The organism is Pseudomonas sp. SWRI81 (assembly GCF_014268545.1).
Taxonomy (GTDB): domain Bacteria; phylum Pseudomonadota; class Gammaproteobacteria; order Pseudomonadales; family Pseudomonadaceae; genus Aquipseudomonas; species Aquipseudomonas hamedanensis.
In genome coordinates this window covers 48,709-69,530 of the sequence record NZ_JABWQS010000005.1, presented here as the reverse complement: position 1 = coordinate 69,530, position 20,822 = coordinate 48,709, and the positions used below count along the sequence as shown (strand labels likewise).

The following is a 20,822-nucleotide window of genomic DNA, read 5'->3' as shown; positions in this document are numbered from 1 at the left end:
GTGGATCAGAACGGTAGTTGGAGATCAGGTGCAACGCGTTTCAGTTGGGTGTGGAACACATCCTTGATGCGCTGCAATTCAGCCTCGTCATCGGCCTCGAAACGCAGCACCAGCACCGGTGTGGTGTTGGAGGCGCGCACCAGGCCCCAGCCTTTGGCGTAATCGACCCGCACGCCGTCGATGGTGGTCAGGTCGGCGCCTTCGCCCCACTGAGCATCGTGCAGTGCATCAATGATGCTGAATTTGCTCTCTTCGGTCACATGGATATTGATTTCCGGCGTGGAAATATCGTTCGGGAAGGTGGCAAACAGCTCTTCCGCGGTGGATTTTTCCTTGCTGAGGATCTCCAGCAGACGTGCGGCGCTGTAGATGCCGTCGTCGAAACCGAACCAGCGCTCCTTGAAGAAGATGTGCCCGCTCATTTCACCGGCCAGCAGCGCGCCGGATTGTTTCATTTTCTTTTTGATCAACGAGTGACCGGTCTTCCACATTAGCGGCCGACCGCCGTATTCCTTGATCAGCGGCACCAGGCGACGGGTGCATTTGACGTCGAAGATGATTTCCGCGTCCGGATTGCGTGCCACCACATCGCGGGCGAACAGCATCAGCAGGCGATCCGGGTAGACGATGCTGCCGGTGTTGGTCACCACGCCGACGCGGTCGCCGTCGCCGTCGAAGGCCAGGCCGATATCGGCGTTGGTTTCCTTGACCTTGGCAATCAGGTCGACGAGGTTCTCAGGCTTGCCCGGGTCCGGATGGTGATTCGGGAAGTTGCCGTCGACTTCGCAGAACAGCGGGATCACTTCGCAATTCAGCGCTTCGATCAGTTGTGGAGCAATCACGCCGGCCGCGCCGTTGCCGCAGTCGACCACGACTTTCAGGCGGCGGGTCAGTTTGATGTCCTGGACGATTTCGGTGTTGTAGCGGTCGAGGATTTCGACCTGAGTGACGCTGCCCTGGCCGCTGCTCAGGTCATTGTTCTTGATGCGCTCGTGCAGCACCTGGATCTGCTCGTTGGCGAGGGTGTCGCCGGCGATCACGATCTTGAAGCCGTTGTAGTTCGACGGGTTGTGGCTGCCGGTCAGCATGACCCCGGACTTGCCGGCCAGCACATTGGCGGCGTAGTACAGCGCCGGCGTCGGCACCAGGCCGACATCGCTGACGTGGCAACCGCTTTCGGCGATTCCGCGGATCAGTTGCGCGACCAGCTCCGGGCCGGACAGGCGGCCGTCACGACCGACCGACACGTTCGGCTCGCCCTGGGCCAGGCTCTGCGAGCCGATGGCGCGGCCGATCCAGTAAGCGGTTTCACCGTTGAGGTATTCCGGCACGGTGCCGCGAATGTCGTAGGCGCGGAAAATGCTGTCAGGCAGCTTCGGGGCAATCTTGGCGGGGGTGCTCATCTGCGGAAATGCTCCATCTCGAAAGGGCGGGACAGACCGGCGAAACGTTCGACGGCAGGCTCAAACTGAAGGGTATGACGGCGTTTTCCACAGAGAGTTCGTGGTATGAAAGGGCCATGACACCTCGGCTGGCGTGGCTTGCGGCCAGCAAAACCTTGATTTCCGGCGTTAAAGCCTGCTGCCGATGTAGCGCATTTTTAGTGGCGAGGGGATTTATCCCCGTTGGGCTGCGCAGCAGACCCAAAATCTTGGGGCCGCTTCGCAGCCCATCGGGGATAAATCCCCTCACCACAATAATTTCTATCCGGTTATTTGGTGCCGGTATGGCCGAAACCGCCGGTGCCGCGCTCGGTCTCGACAAACTCTTCAACCATTTCGAAATGCGCCTGCACCACCGGTACCAGCACCAGTTGCGCCAGACGTTCGCCGACGGTCATGGTGAAATCGCTCTGGCCACGGTTCCAGCAGGACACCATCAGTGGGCCTTGATAATCGGAGTCGATCAGGCCGACCAGGTTGCCCAGGACGATGCCATGTTTGTGGCCCATGCCCGAGCGCGGCAGGATCAGCGCCGCGAGGTTCGGATCGCCGATGTACACCGAGAGGCCGGTGGGAATCAGCACGGTTTCACCCGGTTTGATCACGATGTCCTGTTCCAGCATCGCGCGCAGGTCGAGGCCGGCGGAGCCCGGGGTGGCGTATTGCGGCAGCGGGAATTGCGTGCCGATGCGTGGGTCGAGGATCTTGGCTTGCAAAGCGTGCATGTAAATTAAACCTGGTTCAGACGTTCGGCGATAAAAGTGACCAGTTGGCGAGCGATTTTGCTCTTGCTGGTCTGGGCGAAAACCGTGGCGTGCAGCTCACGGTCGATGACGCTGCAGGCGTTTTCTTCGCTGTTGAAACCGATGCTCGGGTTGGCCACGTCGTTGGCGACGATCAGATCGAGATTCTTGTCTTTCAGCTTGCGTGCAGCGTAGTCGAGCAGGTGTTCGGTCTCGGCAGCGAAGCCGACACTGAACGGACGGTCGGGACGGGTCGCGATGGTGGCGAGGATGTCCGGGTTGCGCACCATTTGCAGGACGAAGCCGTCACCGCTCGTAGGATCTTTCTTGAGTTTATGCGGGGCGACGACTTCCGGGCGGTAGTCCGCCACCGCAGCGGAGGCGATGAAGACGTCGCACGGGATCGCCGACTCACAGGCGGCGAGCATGTCGCGGGCGCTGACTACATCGATGCGCGTAACGCGATCCGGGGTCGGCAGATGCACCGGGCCGCTGATCAAGGTGACGCGGGCGCCGGCTTCCACAGCCGCTTCGGCGAGGGCGAAACCCATTTTTCCGGAGCTGTGGTTAGTGATGTAGCGCACCGGGTCGATGTTTTCCTGGGTCGGGCCGGCGGTGATGACCACATGCTTGCCGGTCAGGGCCAGACGCTGGAAGCAATCGGCGGCGAGCAGCGCCAGATCGGTGGCTTCCATCATGCGGCCCATGCCGATGTCGCCGCAGGCCTGGCTGCCCGAGGCCGGGCCGAAGGTCTTCAGGCCACGGCTTTGGAGGACTTGCAGGTTGGCCTGGGTCGCCGGGTCGCGCCACATGGCCTGGTTCATTGCCGGCGCAACGGCGACGACGGCGTCGGTGGCCAGCACCAGCGTGGTCAGCAAATCGTTGGCGATGCCTTGGGCGAGGCGGGCGATCAAGTCAGCGGTAGCCGGGGCGATCAGCACCAGGTCGGCCCATTTGGCCAGTTCGATGTGGCCCATCGCTGCTTCGGCGGCCGGGTCGAGCAAGTCCAGATGGACCGGGTGGCCGGACAGGGCCTGCATGGTCAGCGGGGTGATGAATTCGGCGCCGCCATGGGTCATGACCACGCGTACTTCGGCGCCCTGGTCGATCAGGCGGCGAACCAGATCGGCGCTCTTGTAGGCCGCAATGCCGCCGCCGACGCCCAGAACGATGCGTTTCCGATACAGCCGCTGCATAGGTCTGCCTTTCATTTCGTTGATGACTGCAGTGCGATGCCCCTCCCCAGGGTTGAATCGACCGCAAAAAAGATGGGCTAAGATATCACAGCGACCGCTACGGAACAGCGGCGCCCACAGACAGGGAATGTGTATGAGTATTCGTGATTGGCCCGCGGCGGAGCGGCCGCGGGAGAAACTGCTGGAACAGGGCTCGGGAAGCCTTTCGGACGCCGAATTACTGGCGATATTTCTACGTACCGGAGTCTCCGGCAAAAGCGCTGTGGATCTGGCGCGACACCTTTTGAGCCAATTCGGCAGCCTGCGTGTTCTGCTCGACGCCGATCTTGGCTCGTTCAGCGAGCAGCTGGGCTTGGGGCCGGCGAAATATGCGCAGTTACAGGCGGTGCTGGAAATGGGGCGGCGGCATCTGGCAGAACGAATGCGACAGAAGCCCGCGCTGGAAAACCCTCAGGTCGTACGCGACTACCTCAAAGCCATGCTGCGGCATGAGCCGCACGAGGTGTTCGGCTGCCTGTTCCTGGATTCGAAACATCAGGTGTTGAACTTCGAAGCGCTGTTTCGCGGCTCGATCGACAACACCAGTGTGCATCCAAGGGAAGTGGTGAAGCGGGCGCTGGCCAATAACGCGGCGGCCGTAATTCTCTGTCATAACCATCCGTCCGGTAATACCGACCCGAGTCAGGCGGATCGTGTGCTGACCAAACGGTTGCAAAAGGCGCTGGAGCTGATCGATGTGCGGGTGCTCGATCATTTCATCATTGGCGATGGCGAGCCGCTGTCGATGGCGGAGTGCGGCTGGATGTAGCTCTCGAATGCAACGCGGTCCCCTGTAGGAGTGAGCCTGCTCGCGATGGCGGTATTTCAGTCAACCCATGCGGTGACTGGAAGATTGCTATCGCGAGCAGGCTCACTCCTACAGGTTTTGTGCAGGGCAGGTTATTTGAGGTTGACCCTGGAGTAGTCCTGCCGGCCAAACGGGCTCACCGAGTAACCCTGCACATCCTTGCGCGTCAGTGCATACGCTGTCGGGTGCGCCAACGGCAGCCACAATGCCTGCTGCTGGATCTGCGCCTGTGCCTGTTCATACAGCTTGGTGCGCACGCCTTGTTCGCTGGTGGTCTTGCCGGCGCTGATCAGTTTGTCCAGATCGGCGTTGCAGTACCGCGCGAAGTTGGTGCCGGACTTCACCGCCGCGCAGGAAAACTGCGGCGTGAGGAAGTTGTCCGGGTCGCCGTTGTCGCCGGCCCAGCCCATGAACAGCAGGTCATGCTCGCCAGCCTTGGCGCGACGAATCAGCTCGCCCCATTCGATCACACGGATCTCCGCCTGAATGCCGATCTCGGCCAGATCCGACTGCAGCATCTGCGCGCCGAGGCTCGGGTTCGGGTTGAGCAGGCTGCCTGACGGACGCGTCCAGATGGTGGTCTGGAAGCCATCCTTCAAACCGGCCTTGGCCAGCAGCGCCTTGGCTTTGGCTACGTCGTGCGGGTAGCCCGGCAGGTTCTTGGCGTAGCTCCAGGTGTTCGGCGGGTAAGGGCCGTTGGCTGCTTCGGCGGTGTCTTCGAACACAGCTTTGATGTAATTGGCCTTGTCGAACGCGAGGTTGATCGCCTGGCGTACTTCCGGCTTGTCCAGCGGCGGGTGCTGGCTGTTGATGCCGACGAAAGCAGTCATGAATGCGTCAGTCTTTTCGACTTTTAACGTCGGCTCCTTCAGCGCCGCCTGTACGTCCAAGGGTTTTGGCGACAGGGCGATCTGGCATTCATTGCGCCGCAGCTTTTGCAGGCGCACGTTGGCGTCCGGGGTGATGGCAAAAATCAGCGGATCGACCGAGGGCTTGCCGCCGAAATAATCCGGGTTGGCCTTGTAGCGGATCGCCGCGTCTTTCTGGAACCGGTTGAACACAAACGGCCCGGTGCCGATCGGCTGGCTGTTGAGCTTGTCCGTGGCGTTGGCCTTGATCAGCTTGTCGGCGTATTCGGCCGAATAGATCGAGGCGAAACCCATGCTCAGCGTCGCGAGGAAAGTCGAGTCCGGGTGATCAAGCGTGAAACGCACCGTCAGCGGGTCGAGCGCATCGATCTTCTTGATCAGCGCAGGCAGTTGCATCGACTGCGCATGGGGGAAGCCGCTCTGCGCGACTTTGTGCCAAGGATTGGCCGGGTCGAGCATACGATCGAAACTGAATTTGACGTCTTCGGCGGTCAGCTCGCGGCTCGGTTTGAAGTAATCGGTGGTGTGAAACTTCACCTTTGGACGCAGCTTGAAGACATAGGCCAGGCCGTCGCTGCTGACCTCCCAACTGTCGGCCAGGCTCGGTACGACCTTGCCGCTGGCGGTATCGAAATCCACCAGGCGGTTCATCAACACGTCAGCCGAGGCATTGGTGGTGGTCAGCGAGTTGTACTGCACCACATCGAACCCCTCAGGGCTGGCCTCGGTACAGACGCTCAACGCGGCGGCCTGGGCCAATGGGCTGAGCAGGAGCGGGACGAGCAACAGGGGTAGGGCAGCGAGGCGCATGGTCGGTTTCCTTTACAGATCGAAGGCCCATCTGCAAGTGCAGTCTGGAAAAGTCCTACCCTAGAGCTCTGGATTGCAAATGACTATCCCCTTTTTGCATTTTCAGGGGCATGCTGATGCGGTTCCGCTCGATAACGGCGTGATGAAAAGTCTGAAGCGCCTGTAAGATGGGATTTCTGCGACGAGTGGTCAAAACCGGTTACGGCCTTTGTCCAAGGCGCTCGCAGCGGGAAAAAACGCCTTTTTGCCGATTGATTGCACACCGATTGTTGTTGCTCTCCGGTCTTTCTGGTATAAAGCAGCGCTCTTTTCTAGGGGCCCGGTTCCTTCACTGTAGGTGTAGCCGGTAAGACCTCTAAAGAAACGCGGCGCCTGGCGCCAAATGACTGAGAGATTAAGCGGCCAACCCATGCCGGGTTGGGCATGTGGTTTTAGAGGGCTGAGGCATGTCGAGAGTATGTCAAGTTACCGGTAAGGGTCCGGTGACTGGGAATAACATTTCCCACGCAAACAACAAAACCCGTCGTCGTTTCCTGCCGAACCTGCAGCATCACCGCTTCTGGGTTGAAGAAGAGAAACGTTTTGTGCGTCTGCGCGTATCTGCCAAAGGCATGCGTATCATCGACAAGCGTGGCATCACTGTCGTGCTCGCCGAACTTCGCCGCGATGGCAAGATTTAAGGGAGCTAATCATGCGTGAATTGATTCGTTTGATCTCGAGCGCCGGTACTGGTCACTTCTACACTACCGACAAGAACAAGCGTACTACCCCGGACAAAATCGAGATCAAGAAATATGATCCGGTTGTTCGCAAGCACGTGATGTACAAGGAAGGCAAAATCAAGTAATTGATTTTTCCTGACTGCGAAAAAGGCCCGTATCGTGAGATGCGGGCCTTTTTTGTTGTCTTTGAATTATGCGGTGTCTGGTGGGGCCTCATCGCGAGCAGGCTCACTCCTACAGGGGAACGCATTCCAAATGTAGGAGTGAGCCTGCTCGCGATAGGGTCAGATCAACCAACACACCTCTCAAGTCTTCTGTTCGAAGATCACATAAACCTTGCGGCAAGCCTCCAGCACTTCCCACGTCCCGCGAAACCCCGCCGGAATTACAAAGCGATCGCCCACCCGCAAGGTCTTGGCATTGCCGTCGCTGTCACGCAGCACCGAAACCCCCTGAAGAATTTCGCAATACTCATGTTCGGTGTAGTTCACCGTCCATTGACCCACCGCGCCTTCCCACACACCCACACCCATCTGCCCGCATGGGCTGTCGTACTGGTGAAACACCGCCTGCTCAGGGTCGCCCTTGAGCACTTTGGTCGGGTCCGGGCGATAGCGCTCGGCTTCGCTGCTGGCCAGGCTGATGTCGACGACGTTCTGGATGTTCATTGTTGTTTTCTCCCGCAATGACGGCGCGTTGGCTGGAATGGGCCAAAGTCTATGTTTATTAAAATGAACACCGCAAGGCCGTATCGCTGGCTTATGTCAAATATATTGAAACAAACCCGGCCGCTGGTTTAGGGTGGCGGGTGCCTTGGGCCGAAAGTGCAGGCTGGCCGGGCAGTATTCTTGAAGAGCGCCGCAGCGCTTGTATTCAATAAGAGGAGGACACCCGAATGACCACCCTGACTCGTGCCGACTGGGAACAACGCGCCCGCGATCTGAAAATCGAAGGCCGCGCCTTTTTGAATGGCGAATACACCGACGCCGTCTCCGGCGAAACCTTCGAATGCATCAGCCCGGTCGATGGCCGTCTGCTCGGCAAAATCGCCAGCTGTGACGCCGCCGACGCCGACCGTGCCGTGGAAAACGCCCGCGCCACTTTCAATTCCGGCGTCTGGTCGCGCCTGGCGCCGACCAAACGCAAAGCCACGATGATCCGCTTCGCCAGCCTGCTGAAACAGCATGCGGAAGAACTGGCGCTGCTCGAAACCCTCGACATGGGCAAGCCGATCAGCGATTCGCTGTACATCGACGTACCGGGCGCAGCGCAGGCGCTGAGCTGGAGTGGTGAAGCGATCGACAAGATCTACGACGAAGTCGCGGCGACCCCGCACGACCAATTGGGTCTGGTGACGCGTGAGCCGGTGGGCGTGGTCGCTGCCATCGTGCCGTGGAACTTCCCGCTGATGATGGCTTGCTGGAAACTCGGTCCGGCGCTGTCGACCGGTAACTCAGTGGTGCTCAAACCGTCGGAAAAATCGCCGCTGACCGCCATCCGCATCGCTGCGTTGGCCGTTGAAGCCGGGATTCCGAAAGGCGTACTCAACGTGCTGCCGGGCTATGGCCACACCGTCGGCAAGGCGCTGGGTCTACACAATGATGTTGATACCCTGGTGTTCACCGGTTCGACCAAAATCGCCAAGCAACTGATGGTCTACGCCGGCGAATCGAACATGAAGCGCGTCTGGCTGGAAGCTGGCGGCAAGAGCCCGAACATCGTCTTCGCTGATGCGCCGGACCTGCAAGCTGCCGCCGAGTCCGCCGCCAGCGCCATCGCCTTCAACCAGGGCGAGGTCTGCACCGCCGGTTCGCGTCTGCTGGTCGAGCGTTCGATCAAGGACACATTCTTGCCGATGGTGATCGAGGCGTTGAAAACCTGGAAACCGGGTAACCCGCTGGACCCGGCGACAAACGTCGGCGCGCTGGTCGACACCCAGCAAATGAACACTGTGCTGTCCTACATCGAATCCGGCCATAGCGATGGGGCCAAACTGGTCGCGGGCGGCAAGCGCATCCTTCAGGAAACCGGTGGCACCTACGTTGAGCCAACGATTTTTGACGGCGTGAGCAACGCCATGAAGATTGCTCAGGAAGAAATTTTCGGCCCGGTGCTGTCGGTGATTGCTTTCGATACCGCCGAAGAAGCCATCCAGATTGCCAACGACACGCCATACGGTCTGGCCGCAGCGGTGTGGACTCAGGATATTTCCAAGGCGCACCTGACCGCCAAGGCCTTGCGCGCCGGCAGCGTGTGGGTCAACCAGTACGACGGCGGCGACATGACCGCACCGTTCGGTGGCTTCAAGCAGTCGGGCAACGGTCGCGACAAATCGCTGCACGCGTTCGACAAGTACACCGAGCTGAAGGCGACTTGGATCAAGCTGTAACCGTTCGGGGCGCTTGATTCAATAAAGCTCCCGAGCCATACAGAGATCCCCTGTGGGAGCGAGCCTCTGTGGTGAGGGGATTTATCCCCGATGGGCAGCGCAGCGGTCCTGAAACCTGAAATTGCGGATTTTCAGATGTACCGCGTGCACGGGTTTTGCGACTGCTGCGCAGCCGATCGGGGATAAATCCCCTCGCCACAGTGGCCCGCTCCCGCACTGGTTTGTGGTGTGCATAAAAACAATCCACAGGAGCGTGGAACATGCGGTGGGCGACGTATTTCGCCGTGTTGGCGTCTGTCTTGAGTGTCGGTCTGGCCCTTGGGGTCAGCATGCCGTTGGTGTCGTTGCGCCTGGAGGGCTGGGGTTATGGCTCGTTCGCCATCGGCGTGATGGCGGCGATGCCGGCGATCGGGGTGCTGCTGGGCGCGAAGGTTTCCAGCCACCTCGCCGCGTATTTCGGCACGGCGAACCTGATGCGTCTGTGCCTGTGGGCCGGAGCATTGTCGATCGGCTTGCTGGCGCTGTTGCCGAGTTACCCGATCTGGCTGGTGCTGCGCCTGATGATCGGCGTGATCCTGACTATCGTGTTTATTCTGGGCGAAAGCTGGATCAATCAACTGGTGGTCGAAAACTGGCGCGGGCGCTTGGTTGCTTTGTATGGCAGCAGCTACGCGTTGAGCCAACTGTCCGGTCCGCTGCTGCTGGGGGCGCTCGGCACTGAACATGATTACGGTTTTTGGGTGGGGGTCGGTCTGCTGACCGTCTCGCCGTTGTTGCTCTTGGGGCGCAGTGGCGCGCCCGGCAGTGAGGCCAGCAGCGTAACCTTCAGCGAGTTGTGGGGCTTTGCCCGCGAGTTGCCGGCGATTGCCTGGGCGGTGTCGTTGTTTGCCGCGTTCGAAGCGATGATCCTGACCTTGTTGCCGGTGTATTGCCTGCAACAGGGCTTCACGGCGGACATCGCTTTGGCGATGGTCAGCACCGTGGTGGTCGGCGACGCACTGCTGCAGTTGCCGATTGGCGCCCTGGCCGATTATCTGTCGCGACGCACGCTGTTTGCCGGTTGTGCGGTGGTGTTGATGCTGTCGAGTCTGGCGATACCGGCGTTACTCAATACGCTGCTGATCTGGCCATTGTGGGTGCTGTTCGGTGCGAGTGCCGGCGGCTTGTTTACCCTTTCGCTGATCCTGATTGGCGAGCGTTATCGCGACGACGTGCTGGTGCGGGCCAATGCGCATATTGCCCAGCTGTGGGGCGTTGGTTGTCTGGTCGGGCCGCTGGCGGCGGGGGCGGGAAGTCAGTGGATCAACGGGCATGCGTTGCCGCTGCTGATGGCGGTGGGGGCGTTCGGGTTGGTGCTGCTGTTATTGCGCCAAGGGGCATTCGGCAGCGTTACCGAGCCCGCCTGACTGCTGTTTGTGGGAGCGAGCCTGCTCGCGAATGCGCTGTATCAGTCAGCTCATTTGCCGGATACGAAACCGTCTTCGCGAGCAGGCTCGCTCCCACAGGGATGTACTGTCAGCCGGGATTACAGCATCCGCTCCAGGCCTACGCGGGTGCTGAACCATGAATTGAAGCGCCGCCACCAGCTCCCCGGTTCTTTGGTCAGCGTATGCATCTGGCCGTTGTCCTCGGTGACCCAGACAACCTGGCCGTGTTCAAGTTTTGCCTGGTAACTCAAGGTCGGCGCCATGCCTTGCAGCGCCAGTGCGCGCACATGCTCGGCAAGTTCCGGGCTGTCGACCAAGACGCCGACTTCGGTGTTCCACAGCACTGAGCGCGGATCGAAATTGAACGAGCCGATAAACGATTTGCGTCGATCGAAGATCATCGCCTTGCTGTGCAGGCTGGAATCCGAGCCGCGATACGAGCGGCTGTAGAAGACTCGCGGGCCGCTGCCGTAGTTATCCCCAGGCTGGCGCCGCAGCTCATAGAGTTTTACCCCATGCTCCAGCAAGGCCTTGCGATACGGCGCGTAACCGCCATGCACCGCTGGCACATCGGTGGCCTCCAGCGAATTGGTCAACAGGCTCACGGCAACCCCGGCATCGGCGCGCCCGGTCAGGTAGACGAGCCCTGGCTGGCCCGGCACGAAATACGCCGAAATCATGACCAGCTCTTTGCTTACCCCGGTCAGTTCCGGGCCTAACTGCGTGGTCAGCAGAAGGTGCGGATCCGGCTCGCCCTTGGACAACACCTTGCTCGGTGCGTCCCACAACGCCTGATTCCACGCCCAGATCAGCTCTTTGCGCCAGATGTCCATGCGCGGGTCGGTGGTGAATTTCATCAGTTGTTGATACAGCGCGTGGTTCTGCTTGCGGGTTTCTTCCAGCGACTCCTCAAGGCGTGTACGCGTGTTCTGCAGATCCCTGGCGGTGGGTTGGCTGGAGAGGAATTCGTCGATCGGTTTGCTCAGCGCGCTGTTCCAGTACTGGTCGAAACTGTGCCCGAGCTGCTCGGCCACCGGGCCGATGCTGAGCATGTCGATATCCGTGAAATTCAGATTGGGTTCGGCGTCGAAATATTCATCGCCCAGATTGCGCCCGCCGACGATGGCCGCGCTGTTATCTGCCAGCCACAGTTTGTTGTGCATGCGCCGATGCTGCACGGACAGATTGAACAGCCGTCCCGCCGCCCGCGTGACGCCGGTGCTGCGCCCCAGGTGCAGCGGATTGAACAAGCGAATCTGGATCTGCGGATGCGCCGCCAGCGTGGCGATGATCTGATCGAGGCCATCGCTGGTGGTGTCATCGAGCAAGATGCGCACACGCACGCCGCGGTCGGCAGCCTTGAGCACTTCATCCACCAGCATCCGCGTGCTGATGCCGTCGTGGACGATGTAGTACTGCAAATCGAGGCTGACCTGGGCATGGCGAATCAGCTCCGCCCGAGCGGTAAATGCCTCGCCGCTGTCAGAGAGCAGGCGAAACCCCGATTGCCCTTTGTAGGGGGCAGCCTGCGCCTGAATCGAACGGCCGAACGCTGACTCTTTCGCCGGCAAAGCCTGGCTGGGTTGCCGAGGGACATCAACAGTCGCGCAACCGGCAAGTAGCAGCAAGAGCAACGGTACCAGCGGCTGGGGGAGTCCGATTCTCAAGTCAGATTTCTCCGCTCAGGGGTGGGGCCTGGAGTATGGCACGCCGGTGATGAAGTGTTGTTCGCGGCGAGGGCAGTCGATCCGTGGGGCAGGGCAGAGCGGTTTGTAGTCTGTGACTGTCGGTCGGATGCAGGGTATTCAACAAACTGACGAATTTTCCGGCTCTGATCAGCTACGTGTTGCAGCGATTTTTCCAACATGCATTGTTACCTCCTCTTACATCGCTGGGCGCAAGTAATCGGAATAATGACCACGCAGAGAAGGACATTTCCGTTTTTCATGCAGAAGAAATCCACTTGGTTGTCATCTTTCGATTCTTATGGAGTGAGAATTTTCATGCGCAAAACCTTTCGTGCAATTGCTGTCGCAAGCGCCCTGATACCGACACTGGCCATGGCCGATAGTGCGGATCTGTCGATCACCGGGACCATCATCCCGACCTCATGCATCCCTGGATTTTCCGGGGGAAATACCGTGGAGCTGGGCAATATTCCCGCCAGTTCGCTGAACCGTGACCGGCAGACCGAGCTGCAAAACCACAACATCACGCTTAGCGTCAATTGCTCGGCAAACGCGCCCATGGCAATCAAAGTGCATGACAACCAGGCGAGTACTCAGCTGCCCGGGATTGTTGTCGATGGTACGGACTGGGCGATGTACATCTACGGCATTGGCGAAGTGGCCGGCGCCAAGATCGGTGGCTACGGTCTGCGCTTCGGTACACCCACCGTCGATGGTCAGCCGTCCATGGTCATGTACAAGCAAGGGGGCATGGACAACTGGGACAGCCCCGATGCGGCCAAACTGGTGGGCAAGAACGCCGAGGGTGGCAACCTCCGCTACTCGTGGGGCGCGTCCCTCGCTGCAGGCCCGACACCGGGTGTCGTGCACATCTTTCCCATGACGCTGGTGCCGGTCATCGGGCCCTCACAGGACCTTCCGATCACCTCCGAAATCGCCCTCAACGGTTCGGCGACATTCGAGCTGCTCTACCTCTGACGTGACACGCACTGCTGCCATGCATTTGGTTGGCAGTGCTGAAAAACCGCAGTGACTTTCGACGGGCGCCGGGTTTTTCCGGACCTGTTACGTTCAATCAAAACAACGAATTGGCCCGTGGCCCGGCATCGATGTCGGCTGCGCGCGTGCCTGTGGGAAACGAGATGAACGCCTTCGTGCGCAACGTCATTGCCAGCGTGCTGCTGGCTGTTTCATGGCTGCCGGGTGCGAGCCAGGCGGCGGGGATGGTTCCGGAAACACCGGTCATGGTGTTGGAGGAAGGAGTGGGCGAGGCGGCAATCAATGTCACCAACAGCGAGTCACATCCGGCGCTGCTGCACACATCGGTTCAAGATGTACCGCAGGACACCGAGTCCCTGTTATTGCTCACACCGCCCGTAGCCCGGGTTGAACCTGGCGCCACCCAGCGGGTGCGATTCATCCTGCGCAGCGCCGAGCCGTTGAAGACCGAGCGTCTCAAACGTGTGGTCTTCGAAGGGATCGCGCCGCAGGATTCGACGGGCAAGGCGCGGGTGGATCTGAGCGTGCGACAGAATATCCCGGCGATTTTGCGGCCGGCGAACCTGCCGGTCGAACGCGAGCCATGGAAGCATTTGCGCTGGTCGCGCCAGGGCGACCGTCTCCAGGTGCGCAATCCCAGCCCGTATGTTGTACGCCTGCGACACTCGGTGACGTTGCTGCCGGAACCGCAAGCGATGGACTTGGGGCGCACTTACGTCCTGCCCGGCGAAACCCTGACATTGACCGGGCCTGCCGCGCCGGGTCAGGCGCAGACGAAGGTACGGCTGTACCCGGTGACCACTTACGGTTTCGCCGTTTCGCACTTTGATGCCCCGTTGGGACCGGACTGATGCGACCGGGTTGCGGTGCCGGGCTCTTGCTGGCGGGCGCATTGGGTTATTCATCGATGGGCAGTGCGGCGCCGGCCAGCGTGCAGTTCGATCAGAATCTGCTCAGGTCGCGCGGGCTGGATCCTCGCCTGGCCGAGTATTTCAGCCAGGCGCCGCGCTTTCGCGAGGGCCCGCAGACGGTGACACTGGCGGTCAATGGCGTGCCCAAGGGGCGGTTGCAGGTGACGTTCGATGCCGAGGGCGAGTTGTGTTTTTCGCCCTTGTTGCTCGAGCGTGGCGGCATCAGCCACCTGGATCGCGTCGGCGCAATAACCGAGCCGGGATGCGAGCTGTTTGCCCGGCGTTTTACCCACGCCGTTGTGCAGGCCGATCCCGCCCGTGGCCACGTCGAACTGCTGGTGCCCACCGATGCCCTGTTGCCTGATAGCCCGACGCGGCGCAGTTTTGCCAATGGCGGTACGGCGGGTCTCATCAACTACGACGCATTGATGCTCGGTAGCCGCTATGCCGGGCAATCCTCGCAGTACCGTAGCCTCAATGCCGAGTTGGGCCTGAACACCGCAGATTGGGCGTTTCGAAGTCGCCAAGGGTATAGCGAGTCCGGCGGCGAGGGGCGCGTCGAGCACTTGAATGCCTATGCTTCGCACACCTTTGAACGTTACCAGGCAAACTTGCAATTAGGGCAACTGAACATGCTCTCGCCGCTGTTTTCCGCCGAGTCTTTCAACGGCCTGCAATTGCAGCCGGAGCTGGCATTGATGGAACTGGACGAGGACAGCGCCGGTGCCAGAGTCGAGGGCATTGCCTATTCCTCCGCCCGGATCGAAGTCACCCAGAGCGGCGCGCTTATCTACACCACCGTGGTGCCCAGCGGGCCGTTTACCCTGGTGGGGCTGCCGTTGCTCAGTCAGAACGCGGATCTGGAAGTCACGGTGCACGAGGAGAGCGGCCAGCAGCGGCGTTTTATTGTGCCGGCAACGCAACTGCGCGGTGCGCTGCCGGGGCGGACGGCGGGTTATGGCTTGGCCGCCGGGCAAGTGCGGCGTTATTCGGGGGACGAGCGTGGTGCGCCGTCATTTGTCGCCGCGAGTAAGGATTGGCGCTTGGGTCCACGTTGGCAGGCCACGGGTGGAGCCATGTTCGGTACGGGGTATGAGGCCGTGGGCTGGGCCGTGCAAACAGCCGTCGGCGATCGTCTGGTGCTGGGCGGGCGGCAAGTGGTCTCCCGGGTGCAAGATCAGGCGCTGGCTGGGACGCAGATGCGCTGGACGGCCAATGGTCTGCTCGGCGAAACGCTGTCAGCCAGTTTGGCAATGACCCGCCAGACCCGGGATTTCCGCGCGTTGTCGGACACCACCTGGGATCCGCGCCAGGATCAGCCCTTGCAACGGGTACGCGATCAGCTGACGGCGAGCCTGAGTGTCAGCAGCCATGCGCTGGGCGGGTTGTCTGGGAGCTACTCACGAATGGCCATGTTCGATGGCTCGACCACCTCCAGAGTGGCGGTGGCCTGGTCGCAGCTACTGCGCCGGACCAGCGTGTCCTTGACGGTAGAGCGCGATGTCGCGGACTCCGAGGACGATGCGCGGGGGATGGCGGTCTACCTGAGCGTCAGCCTGCCCCTGGGTGCTCGCCAGGCCATGCGCGGCTACGTTCGCAATGATCAGCTCAGCGGCACGCGCAGCGGTCTGCGATTCAATGAGCAATTGAGCGATAACCTGGCCTATAGCGTCGGCGCCGAGCGACCGGATCACGGCCGGGTCGGCTACAACGCCCGGGTCAGTCTGTTGCCACGTTACAGTCAACTGGACATCGGCTACGCGCACAGCGGGGCGGGCGACCAGAGCTATGACGTGGGCCTGCGTGGCGGGGTGCTGCTACATGCTCAAGGCGTGACGCTGTCGCCCTATTCTTTACGCGATACCTTCGCCTTGCTCAAGGCGGGCGACAGCGCCGGGATCAAGCTCAACACCCCGCGCGGCCCGGTGTGGACGGACTACGCCGGCCATGCCGTCGCGGCCAGTCTGCCGGCCTACAGCAAGGGGCGGGTGGAACTCGATACGGCGAGCCTTGGGCGAAATGTCGACGTGCACAACGCCTATCAGGAAATCGAGATCGGACGTAACGCGGTGGCACATCTGGCCTTCGACATCGTCACCGCGCGACGTGTGCTTCTACAAGCGCGCACGGCAGACAACGTACTGATACAGAAGGGTGTCGGCGTGTTCGACGAGCAGGGGCAATACGTCACCAGCGTGCTGGAGGCCGGGCGGATTTTTCTGTCGGACGTGCAGCCAGACCTGCAATTGCACGTGCTGTTGGCGGACGGCCAACGGTGCAACCTTGAGTTCGCCATGGACGAGGCGCGTGACCTCGACACGTTCTATGAATCCGCCACAGCCATCTGCCGCACTGTCTGAAAAGGGAAAAGCACCATGCGAGGATTGAAAGCCGTTGCGTTGAGCGGGTTGTCGTTGAGCTTGCTGATGTTCGTTTTTCCAGCGCCGGCGCACGCCGAATGCACGGTCAGGCTCGGCCCGGCAGCCATCGATTTTGGCTCGACGACGCGCGGGCAATTGCTGGCGCAATCAGTGCACAGTGACCCGTTGAGTTTTGGTCTGCGGCGGGCCCAGGCTCATGTCCAGTGCGAGCGGAGCCGCTTGATGCGTCTGGAGCTGGTGGGTGCGGCAGCCGACGCCGGGCATTACCGCTTCGGCGCCGGAACGCTTCAGGTGCGGGTGCTGGCGGTGCGGCTCGATGGCAAAGCGGTGCAATGGCTCGGCGAAGGACAGGGAGACGAACCCGATGCGCGCGTCTGGCGCCCGGGCGTTCGCCTGGTGCCAGCGATTGCGGACGCAGGCGTTGAAGGCCAGCGCATGGAAATCGAGCTGGAGTTTGAGGCCGGCGTTGCGTCAGCCGACACGCGGGTCAGTGACCTGACCCGGTTCGACAGCGAACTGAAGTTTGTCCTGCGCTGAGGCGTTCCGGCGTCAGAAGGCGGGGTTCTCGGCAAGCAGCTTGATCGCCGCTGCGCCCACCTTGCGCACGGCTTCTTCGATCTGTGCTGTCGGTTTCGCCGCGTAGTTCATGCGCAGGCAATTACGGTACTTGCCCGAAGCGGAAAAGATGCTGCCGACAGCAATCTGTACGCCCTGGTCGTGCAGCGCGCGATTGAGTTTCAGGGTGTCGAAGCCTTCCGGCAGTTCCACCCACAGCATGAAGCTGCCCTGCGGACGGCTGGCGCGGGTGCCGGCGGGAAAATAGCGGGTGACCCAGTCGATCATCGCGTCGCGATTGCGCTGGTACTGCATGCGCATGCGCCGCAAGTGCGGTTCGAAGTGCCCGGCCTTGATGAATTCGGCGATGGCAATCTGCGGTTGCGGCGCGGTCGATCCGGTGCTGATGTATTTCATGTGCAGCACGCGTTCGAGGTATCGCCCCGGCGCGACCCAACCGATGCGCAGCCCCGGCGCCAGGGTTTTGGAAAACGAACTGCACAACAGCACCCGGCCGTCTTCGTCGAACGATTTGATCGTGCGTGGCCGCGGGTAGGTGTAGGCCAGTTCGCCGTACACATCGTCTTCGATGATCGCCACGTCGAAGCGCTGCGCCAGGTTGAGCAGGGCGCGTTTGCGCGACTCGGGCATGATGTAGCCGAGCGGGTTGTTGCAGTTCGGCGTGAGCTGAATGACTTTGATCGGCCACTGCTCGAGCGCCAGTTCCAGCGCTTCGAGGCTGATGCCGGTGAGGGGATCGGTGGGGATTTCCAGGGCTTTCATGCCCAGCCCCTTCAGCGTCTGCATGGCGCCGTGAAAACTCGGCGAATCCACCGCGACGATGTCGCCCGGCTCGCAGATCGCGTGAATGCTGGTGGACAGCGCTTCGTGACAACCGGTGGTGATGACCAGCTCGCTGGCGCTCAACTGGCAACCGGAATCGAGCATCAGGCGCGCGATCTGTTCACGCAGTTCGAGATTGCCGTGGATGTTGTCGTAATACAGACCGGGCATGTCCTGCCGGCGACTGATCCGTGCCAGACCGCGCAAAAGCGGCTTCATGGTCGGCGAACCGACATCGGGCATGCCGCGACCCAACTGCACGACGTCCTTGCGCGGGACGGCGCGGATCAATTCCAGTACCTGATCCCACTGCGAAATCTCCACCGGCCGCTGCGCCGGGCGGCCAATGGCCGGTAGTTCCGGCAGTTCGCGACCGACCGGCACAAAGTAGCCCGACTTGGGTTTTGGCGTGGCCAGGCCGCTGTCTTCGAGCATGCGATAGGCCTGCTGCACCGTGCTTAGGCTGACGCCATGTTCGACGCTCAAGGCTCGCACCGACGGCAAGCGGTCGCCTGGGCGATAGAAGCCTTGTTCGATGCGGGTGCCGAGCAATTCGGCGAGGTTTACATACAGAGTCATCACTGCCTCGGTGCGGGTTGGCTTAAAACCAATACAGATGCGGCAAAAATCGATCATTCAGTCTGCAAATCGGCAAATCTGTATGGGGTTAATACAGTTTGTTTGCGTCTGTAATGGTTTTGCTCGCCCGCGCATCATGGAATCTCTGGCTACCCAAGTAAACAGGAGCAACGAAAATGAACGGCTTGAGCGATGTGCGGCTGACGTTACACAGTCAGGAACTGGCGGCAGGGCAGCGCAACGATGCGCGCAATCTGATGCGCAGCGCGCCGTCCGGCCTGAGCCTCTGGGGTCTGTTCTGGCATCGTCGGCACACGCGCAAGGCCTTGTTGACGCTGACGCCGGAGCAGCTCAAGGATGTCGGGCTGACCCGGGAGCAGGCGCGGGAGGAAGGGCTGAAGCCGTTCTGGCGGATCTGAGATCTGTATCGTTAATGCAGGCCTCATCGCGAGCAGGCTCACTCCTACAGGGGAGATGCGTTTTCAACTGTAGGAGTGAGCCTGCTCGCGATAGGGCCCTTAAAGCCACCGCAACTCTGTCAGACTAACTCTTTCATCCGATGCCATAACATCCCCAACGCCAGCAACGGCGAGCGCAAATGCTTGCCACCGGGGAAGGTGATGTGCGGCACCTTGGCAAACAGATCAAAGCCACCACTGTGTTGCCCGCTGATCGCTTCGGCCAGCAACTTGCCGGCCAGGTGCGTGGCATTCACCCCGTGCCCGGAATAGGCCTGGGCGTAATACACGTTCGGCTGGTCAGCGAGCCGGCCAATCTGCGGCAAACGGTTGGCGCCGATGCCGATCATGCCGCCCCATTGATAATCGATCTTCACCCCAGCGAGCTGCGGAAAAACCTCAAGCATTTTCGGCCGCATGTACCCGGCAATATCTTTCGGATCGCGCCCTGAGTAATGACACGCGCCGCCAAACAGCAAGCGCCGATCCGCCGAGAGCCGGTAGTAATCCAGCGCCACCCGCTGGTCGCACACCGCCATGTTCTGCGGTAGCAGGCTGTGCGCCAGATCATCGCTCAACGGTTCAGTGGCGATGATGTAGCTGCCGGCCGGCAGAACTTTGCCACTGAGTTGCGGATTGAGTTCATTGAGGTAAGCGTTGCAGCCCAGCACCAGCGTCTTCGCCCGCACCGAGCCTTGCGCTGTATGTACCTTCACTTGCGGGCCGTAATCGATGCGCGTCACCGCCGAATGTTCGAAGAGTTTTACCCCGAACTGCTGCGCCGCTGCCGCTTCGCCCAAGGCCAGGTTCAGTGGATGCAGATGCCCCGAACCCATGTCGATCAAGCCGCCAGCGTAGCGCGTGGAACCGACCACGGTGTGCATCTCATCGGCTTGCAACAAACGGGTTTCATGGCGATAGCCGAGGCTGCGCAGTTCCTCGGCGTCTTCGGCAAAACCTTCGAGGTCGGAGGGCTTGTTGGCGAGGTCGCAATAGCCCCAGGTCAGGTCGCAGGCAATCTGGAAACGCTCGATGCGCTGGCGGACGATTTCCACGGCCTCAAGGCCCATGAGTTTCATCGTGCGCACGCCCTCGGCACCGATGACATTGGCGAACTGATCGAGACCATGGCCGACCCCGCGAATCAGTTGCCCGCCGTTGCGCCCGCTGGCGCCCCAACCGATCTTGTGCGCTTCCAGCAGGACCACATTCAAACCACGCTCGGCCAGTTCCAGTGCCGTGTTCAGCCCGGAAAAGCCGCCGCCGACCACGCAGACATCGGCCACTACCTCACCGTGCAATACCGGATGGTCAGGCTGCGGCAGGCTGCTGGCGGCGTAGTAAGAGGCAACGTGGGGTTGGCTCGCGGTGGTCTGGGCGCGGGCGGTCATGGGCATCATCCAACGGCTGAGTGTCGAGAAAATTTGACGGAGCATAAGCCGCTCGCCCGAAAGACGGCAACCCGGCTGGCCTGCGGTGTCTGCATCGCGGCTTTTGCGGCACAATTGTCGCCTGTTCCCATTCGGTCACCGTTTCGATGAGCTGCAACAGCCAGAAAATCCGCGCCCTGCGTCAGCAGATTCCCTCGTTCGAGTGCGTCCCCGGCTGCCACGACTGCTGCGGCCCGGTGACCACCTCGCCGGAAGAAATGGCCCGCCTGCCGCGCAAGACCCGCGCCGAGCAGGATGCCGCGATGGAAGAACTCAACTGTGTGCATCTGGGGCCGAACGGCTGCACGGTCTATGAAGAGCGGCCGTTGATCTGCCGGTTGTTCGGCACGACCAAGACCTTGCCATGCCCGAACGAGCGGCGGCCGGTGGAGTTGATTCATCCGCGGGTGGAGCAGCAGATTTTCGAATATATGGCGGCGAATCGGCAGGTGTTGGTTTAGCGGTTGCGTTCACGTCAGACCGAGTCGACCCCATTCGCGAGCAGGCTCGCTCCCACCTTGAAATGCGTTCCC

The 20,822-nt window shown here is 61.0% G+C and carries 18 protein-coding genes and 1 pseudogene; 11 read left to right on the top strand and 8 right to left on the bottom strand.

Features of this window, described 5'->3' with window-relative positions; translation table 11 throughout:
* Nucleotides 1–5 precede the first annotated feature (5 nt).
* From HU765_RS05015 to coaBC, 3 genes and pseudogenes are all read right to left on the bottom strand, one after another.
* Nucleotides 6–1,409: pseudogene (locus tag HU765_RS05015) on the bottom strand (phosphomannomutase/phosphoglucomutase); the annotation flags it as partial.
* Between the two features lie 302 nt (nt 1,410–1,711).
* Nucleotides 1,712–2,167 (bottom strand): dUTP diphosphatase, encoded by a 456-nt coding sequence (gene dut, locus HU765_RS05010; RefSeq protein ID WP_186619257.1) that lies wholly within the window; start codon nt 2,165–2,167, stop codon nt 1,712–1,714.
* A 5-nt stretch (nt 2,168–2,172) separates the two neighbouring features.
* Nucleotides 2,173–3,381, bottom strand: coding sequence for a bifunctional phosphopantothenoylcysteine decarboxylase/phosphopantothenate--cysteine ligase CoaBC (gene coaBC / locus HU765_RS05005; RefSeq protein WP_186619338.1), 1,209 nt, complete (start codon nt 3,379–3,381; stop codon nt 2,173–2,175).
* Nucleotides 3,382–3,514: 133 nt separating this feature from the next.
* Between coaBC and radC the strand changes: the two genes are divergently transcribed.
* Nucleotides 3,515–4,189: a DNA repair protein RadC gene (gene radC / locus HU765_RS05000; protein WP_186619256.1), complete on the top strand. Its 675-nt coding sequence runs from the start codon at nt 3,515–3,517 to the stop codon at nt 4,187–4,189.
* 131 nt (nt 4,190–4,320) lie between these two features.
* Here radC and HU765_RS04995 read toward each other — a convergent pair whose 3' ends face one another.
* Nucleotides 4,321–5,907, bottom strand: a complete 1,587-nt coding sequence (locus tag HU765_RS04995; protein WP_186619255.1) for an ABC transporter substrate-binding protein — start codon at nt 5,905–5,907, stop codon at nt 4,321–4,323.
* 446 nt (nt 5,908–6,353) lie between these two features.
* On the opposite strand from HU765_RS04995, the gene rpmB reads away from it, so the two are divergent.
* Both rpmB and rpmG read left to right on the top strand, forming a co-directional pair.
* Complete coding sequence (gene rpmB, locus HU765_RS04990) at nt 6,354–6,587, top strand: 50S ribosomal protein L28 (RefSeq protein ID WP_007920377.1); 234 nt, start codon at nt 6,354–6,356, stop codon at nt 6,585–6,587.
* 11 nt (nt 6,588–6,598) lie between these two features.
* The gene (gene rpmG, locus HU765_RS04985) at nt 6,599–6,754 is read left to right on the top strand and encodes a 50S ribosomal protein L33 (protein ID WP_016772554.1); all 156 of its coding nucleotides are present in this window, start codon (nt 6,599–6,601) and stop codon (nt 6,752–6,754) included.
* A gap of 180 nt (nt 6,755–6,934) precedes the next feature.
* Here the strand turns inward: rpmG and HU765_RS04980 are convergent, their stop codons facing one another.
* On the bottom strand, nt 6,935–7,297 hold the full coding sequence (locus HU765_RS04980) for a cupin domain-containing protein (RefSeq protein ID WP_186619254.1): 363 nt from the start codon (nt 7,295–7,297) through the stop codon (nt 6,935–6,937).
* A gap of 227 nt (nt 7,298–7,524) precedes the next feature.
* On the opposite strand from HU765_RS04980, the gene HU765_RS04975 reads away from it, so the two are divergent.
* Both HU765_RS04975 and HU765_RS04970 read left to right on the top strand, forming a co-directional pair.
* Nucleotides 7,525–9,018: an aldehyde dehydrogenase gene (locus HU765_RS04975; protein WP_186549742.1), complete on the top strand. Its 1,494-nt coding sequence runs from the start codon at nt 7,525–7,527 to the stop codon at nt 9,016–9,018.
* A gap of 260 nt (nt 9,019–9,278) precedes the next feature.
* Nucleotides 9,279–10,424 (top strand): MFS transporter, encoded by a 1,146-nt coding sequence (locus HU765_RS04970; RefSeq protein WP_186619253.1) that lies wholly within the window; start codon nt 9,279–9,281, stop codon nt 10,422–10,424.
* A gap of 119 nt (nt 10,425–10,543) precedes the next feature.
* Here the strand turns inward: HU765_RS04970 and HU765_RS04965 are convergent, their stop codons facing one another.
* Complete coding sequence (locus tag HU765_RS04965) at nt 10,544–12,106, bottom strand: phospholipase D-like domain-containing protein (RefSeq protein ID WP_186619337.1); 1,563 nt, start codon at nt 12,104–12,106, stop codon at nt 10,544–10,546.
* A gap of 342 nt (nt 12,107–12,448) precedes the next feature.
* Here HU765_RS04965 and HU765_RS04960 point away from each other — a divergent pair, with 342 nt between their 5' ends.
* The 4 genes from HU765_RS04960 to HU765_RS04945 all read left to right on the top strand — a co-directional run bounded on the left by HU765_RS04960 (nt 12,449) and on the right by HU765_RS04945 (nt 16,961).
* Complete coding sequence (locus tag HU765_RS04960; RefSeq protein ID WP_186619252.1) at nt 12,449–13,111, top strand: DUF1120 domain-containing protein; 663 nt, start codon at nt 12,449–12,451, stop codon at nt 13,109–13,111.
* A gap of 164 nt (nt 13,112–13,275) precedes the next feature.
* A complete protein-coding gene (locus tag HU765_RS04955; protein WP_186619251.1) occupies nt 13,276–13,983 on the top strand; it encodes a fimbria/pilus chaperone family protein in 708 nt (235 codons plus the stop codon).
* A complete protein-coding gene (locus HU765_RS04950; protein ID WP_186619250.1) occupies nt 13,983–16,403 on the top strand; it encodes a fimbria/pilus outer membrane usher protein in 2,421 nt (806 codons plus the stop codon). The genes HU765_RS04955 and HU765_RS04950 overlap by 1 nt, the downstream gene beginning before the upstream one ends.
* Nucleotides 16,404–16,418: 15 nt before the next feature.
* Nucleotides 16,419–16,961, top strand: coding sequence for a hypothetical protein (locus HU765_RS04945; RefSeq protein ID WP_186619249.1), 543 nt, complete (start codon nt 16,419–16,421; stop codon nt 16,959–16,961).
* A gap of 12 nt (nt 16,962–16,973) precedes the next feature.
* Here HU765_RS04945 and HU765_RS04940 read toward each other — a convergent pair whose 3' ends face one another.
* Nucleotides 16,974–18,401: a PLP-dependent aminotransferase family protein gene (locus HU765_RS04940; RefSeq protein WP_186549729.1), complete on the bottom strand. Its 1,428-nt coding sequence runs from the start codon at nt 18,399–18,401 to the stop codon at nt 16,974–16,976.
* A gap of 176 nt (nt 18,402–18,577) precedes the next feature.
* On the opposite strand from HU765_RS04940, the gene HU765_RS04935 reads away from it, so the two are divergent.
* Nucleotides 18,578–18,820, top strand: a complete 243-nt coding sequence (locus HU765_RS04935; protein WP_186619248.1) for a DUF1127 domain-containing protein — start codon at nt 18,578–18,580, stop codon at nt 18,818–18,820.
* Between the two features lie 119 nt (nt 18,821–18,939).
* Here HU765_RS04935 and HU765_RS04930 read toward each other — a convergent pair whose 3' ends face one another.
* On the bottom strand, nt 18,940–20,250 hold the full coding sequence (locus tag HU765_RS04930) for an FAD-binding oxidoreductase (RefSeq protein WP_186619247.1): 1,311 nt from the start codon (nt 20,248–20,250) through the stop codon (nt 18,940–18,942).
* 146 nt (nt 20,251–20,396) lie between these two features.
* Here HU765_RS04930 and HU765_RS04925 point away from each other — a divergent pair, with 146 nt between their 5' ends.
* Nucleotides 20,397–20,750 (top strand): YkgJ family cysteine cluster protein, encoded by a 354-nt coding sequence (locus HU765_RS04925; protein WP_186549723.1) that lies wholly within the window; start codon nt 20,397–20,399, stop codon nt 20,748–20,750.
* Nucleotides 20,751–20,822: the final 72 nt, after the last annotated feature.

Coding starts and splice junctions, on each gene's coding strand:
- rpmB (WP_007920377.1), top strand. CDS start 6,354: ATGTCGAGAGTATGTCAAGTTACCGGTAAGGGTCCGGTGACTGGGAAT.
- HU765_RS04980 (WP_186619254.1), bottom strand. CDS start 7,297: ATGAACATCCAGAACGTCGTCGACATCAGCCTGGCCAGCAGCGAAGCC.
- HU765_RS04950 (WP_186619250.1), top strand. CDS start 13,983: ATGCGACCGGGTTGCGGTGCCGGGCTCTTGCTGGCGGGCGCATTGGGT.
- HU765_RS04940 (WP_186549729.1), bottom strand. CDS start 18,401: ATGACTCTGTATGTAAACCTCGCCGAATTGCTCGGCACCCGCATCGAA.
- coaBC (WP_186619338.1), bottom strand. CDS start 3,381: ATGCAGCGGCTGTATCGGAAACGCATCGTTCTGGGCGTCGGCGGCGGC.
- HU765_RS04995 (WP_186619255.1), bottom strand. CDS start 5,907: ATGCGCCTCGCTGCCCTACCCCTGTTGCTCGTCCCGCTCCTGCTCAGC.
- HU765_RS04935 (WP_186619248.1), top strand. CDS start 18,578: ATGAACGGCTTGAGCGATGTGCGGCTGACGTTACACAGTCAGGAACTG.
- radC (WP_186619256.1), top strand. CDS start 3,515: ATGAGTATTCGTGATTGGCCCGCGGCGGAGCGGCCGCGGGAGAAACTG.
- rpmG (WP_016772554.1), top strand. CDS start 6,599: ATGCGTGAATTGATTCGTTTGATCTCGAGCGCCGGTACTGGTCACTTC.
- HU765_RS04955 (WP_186619251.1), top strand. CDS start 13,276: ATGAACGCCTTCGTGCGCAACGTCATTGCCAGCGTGCTGCTGGCTGTT.
- HU765_RS04930 (WP_186619247.1), bottom strand. CDS start 20,250: ATGACCGCCCGCGCCCAGACCACCGCGAGCCAACCCCACGTTGCCTCT.
- HU765_RS04945 (WP_186619249.1), top strand. CDS start 16,419: ATGCGAGGATTGAAAGCCGTTGCGTTGAGCGGGTTGTCGTTGAGCTTG.
- dut (WP_186619257.1), bottom strand. CDS start 2,167: ATGCACGCTTTGCAAGCCAAGATCCTCGACCCACGCATCGGCACGCAA.
- HU765_RS04925 (WP_186549723.1), top strand. CDS start 20,397: ATGAGCTGCAACAGCCAGAAAATCCGCGCCCTGCGTCAGCAGATTCCC.
- HU765_RS04960 (WP_186619252.1), top strand. CDS start 12,449: ATGCGCAAAACCTTTCGTGCAATTGCTGTCGCAAGCGCCCTGATACCG.
- HU765_RS04970 (WP_186619253.1), top strand. CDS start 9,279: ATGCGGTGGGCGACGTATTTCGCCGTGTTGGCGTCTGTCTTGAGTGTC.
- HU765_RS04975 (WP_186549742.1), top strand. CDS start 7,525: ATGACCACCCTGACTCGTGCCGACTGGGAACAACGCGCCCGCGATCTG.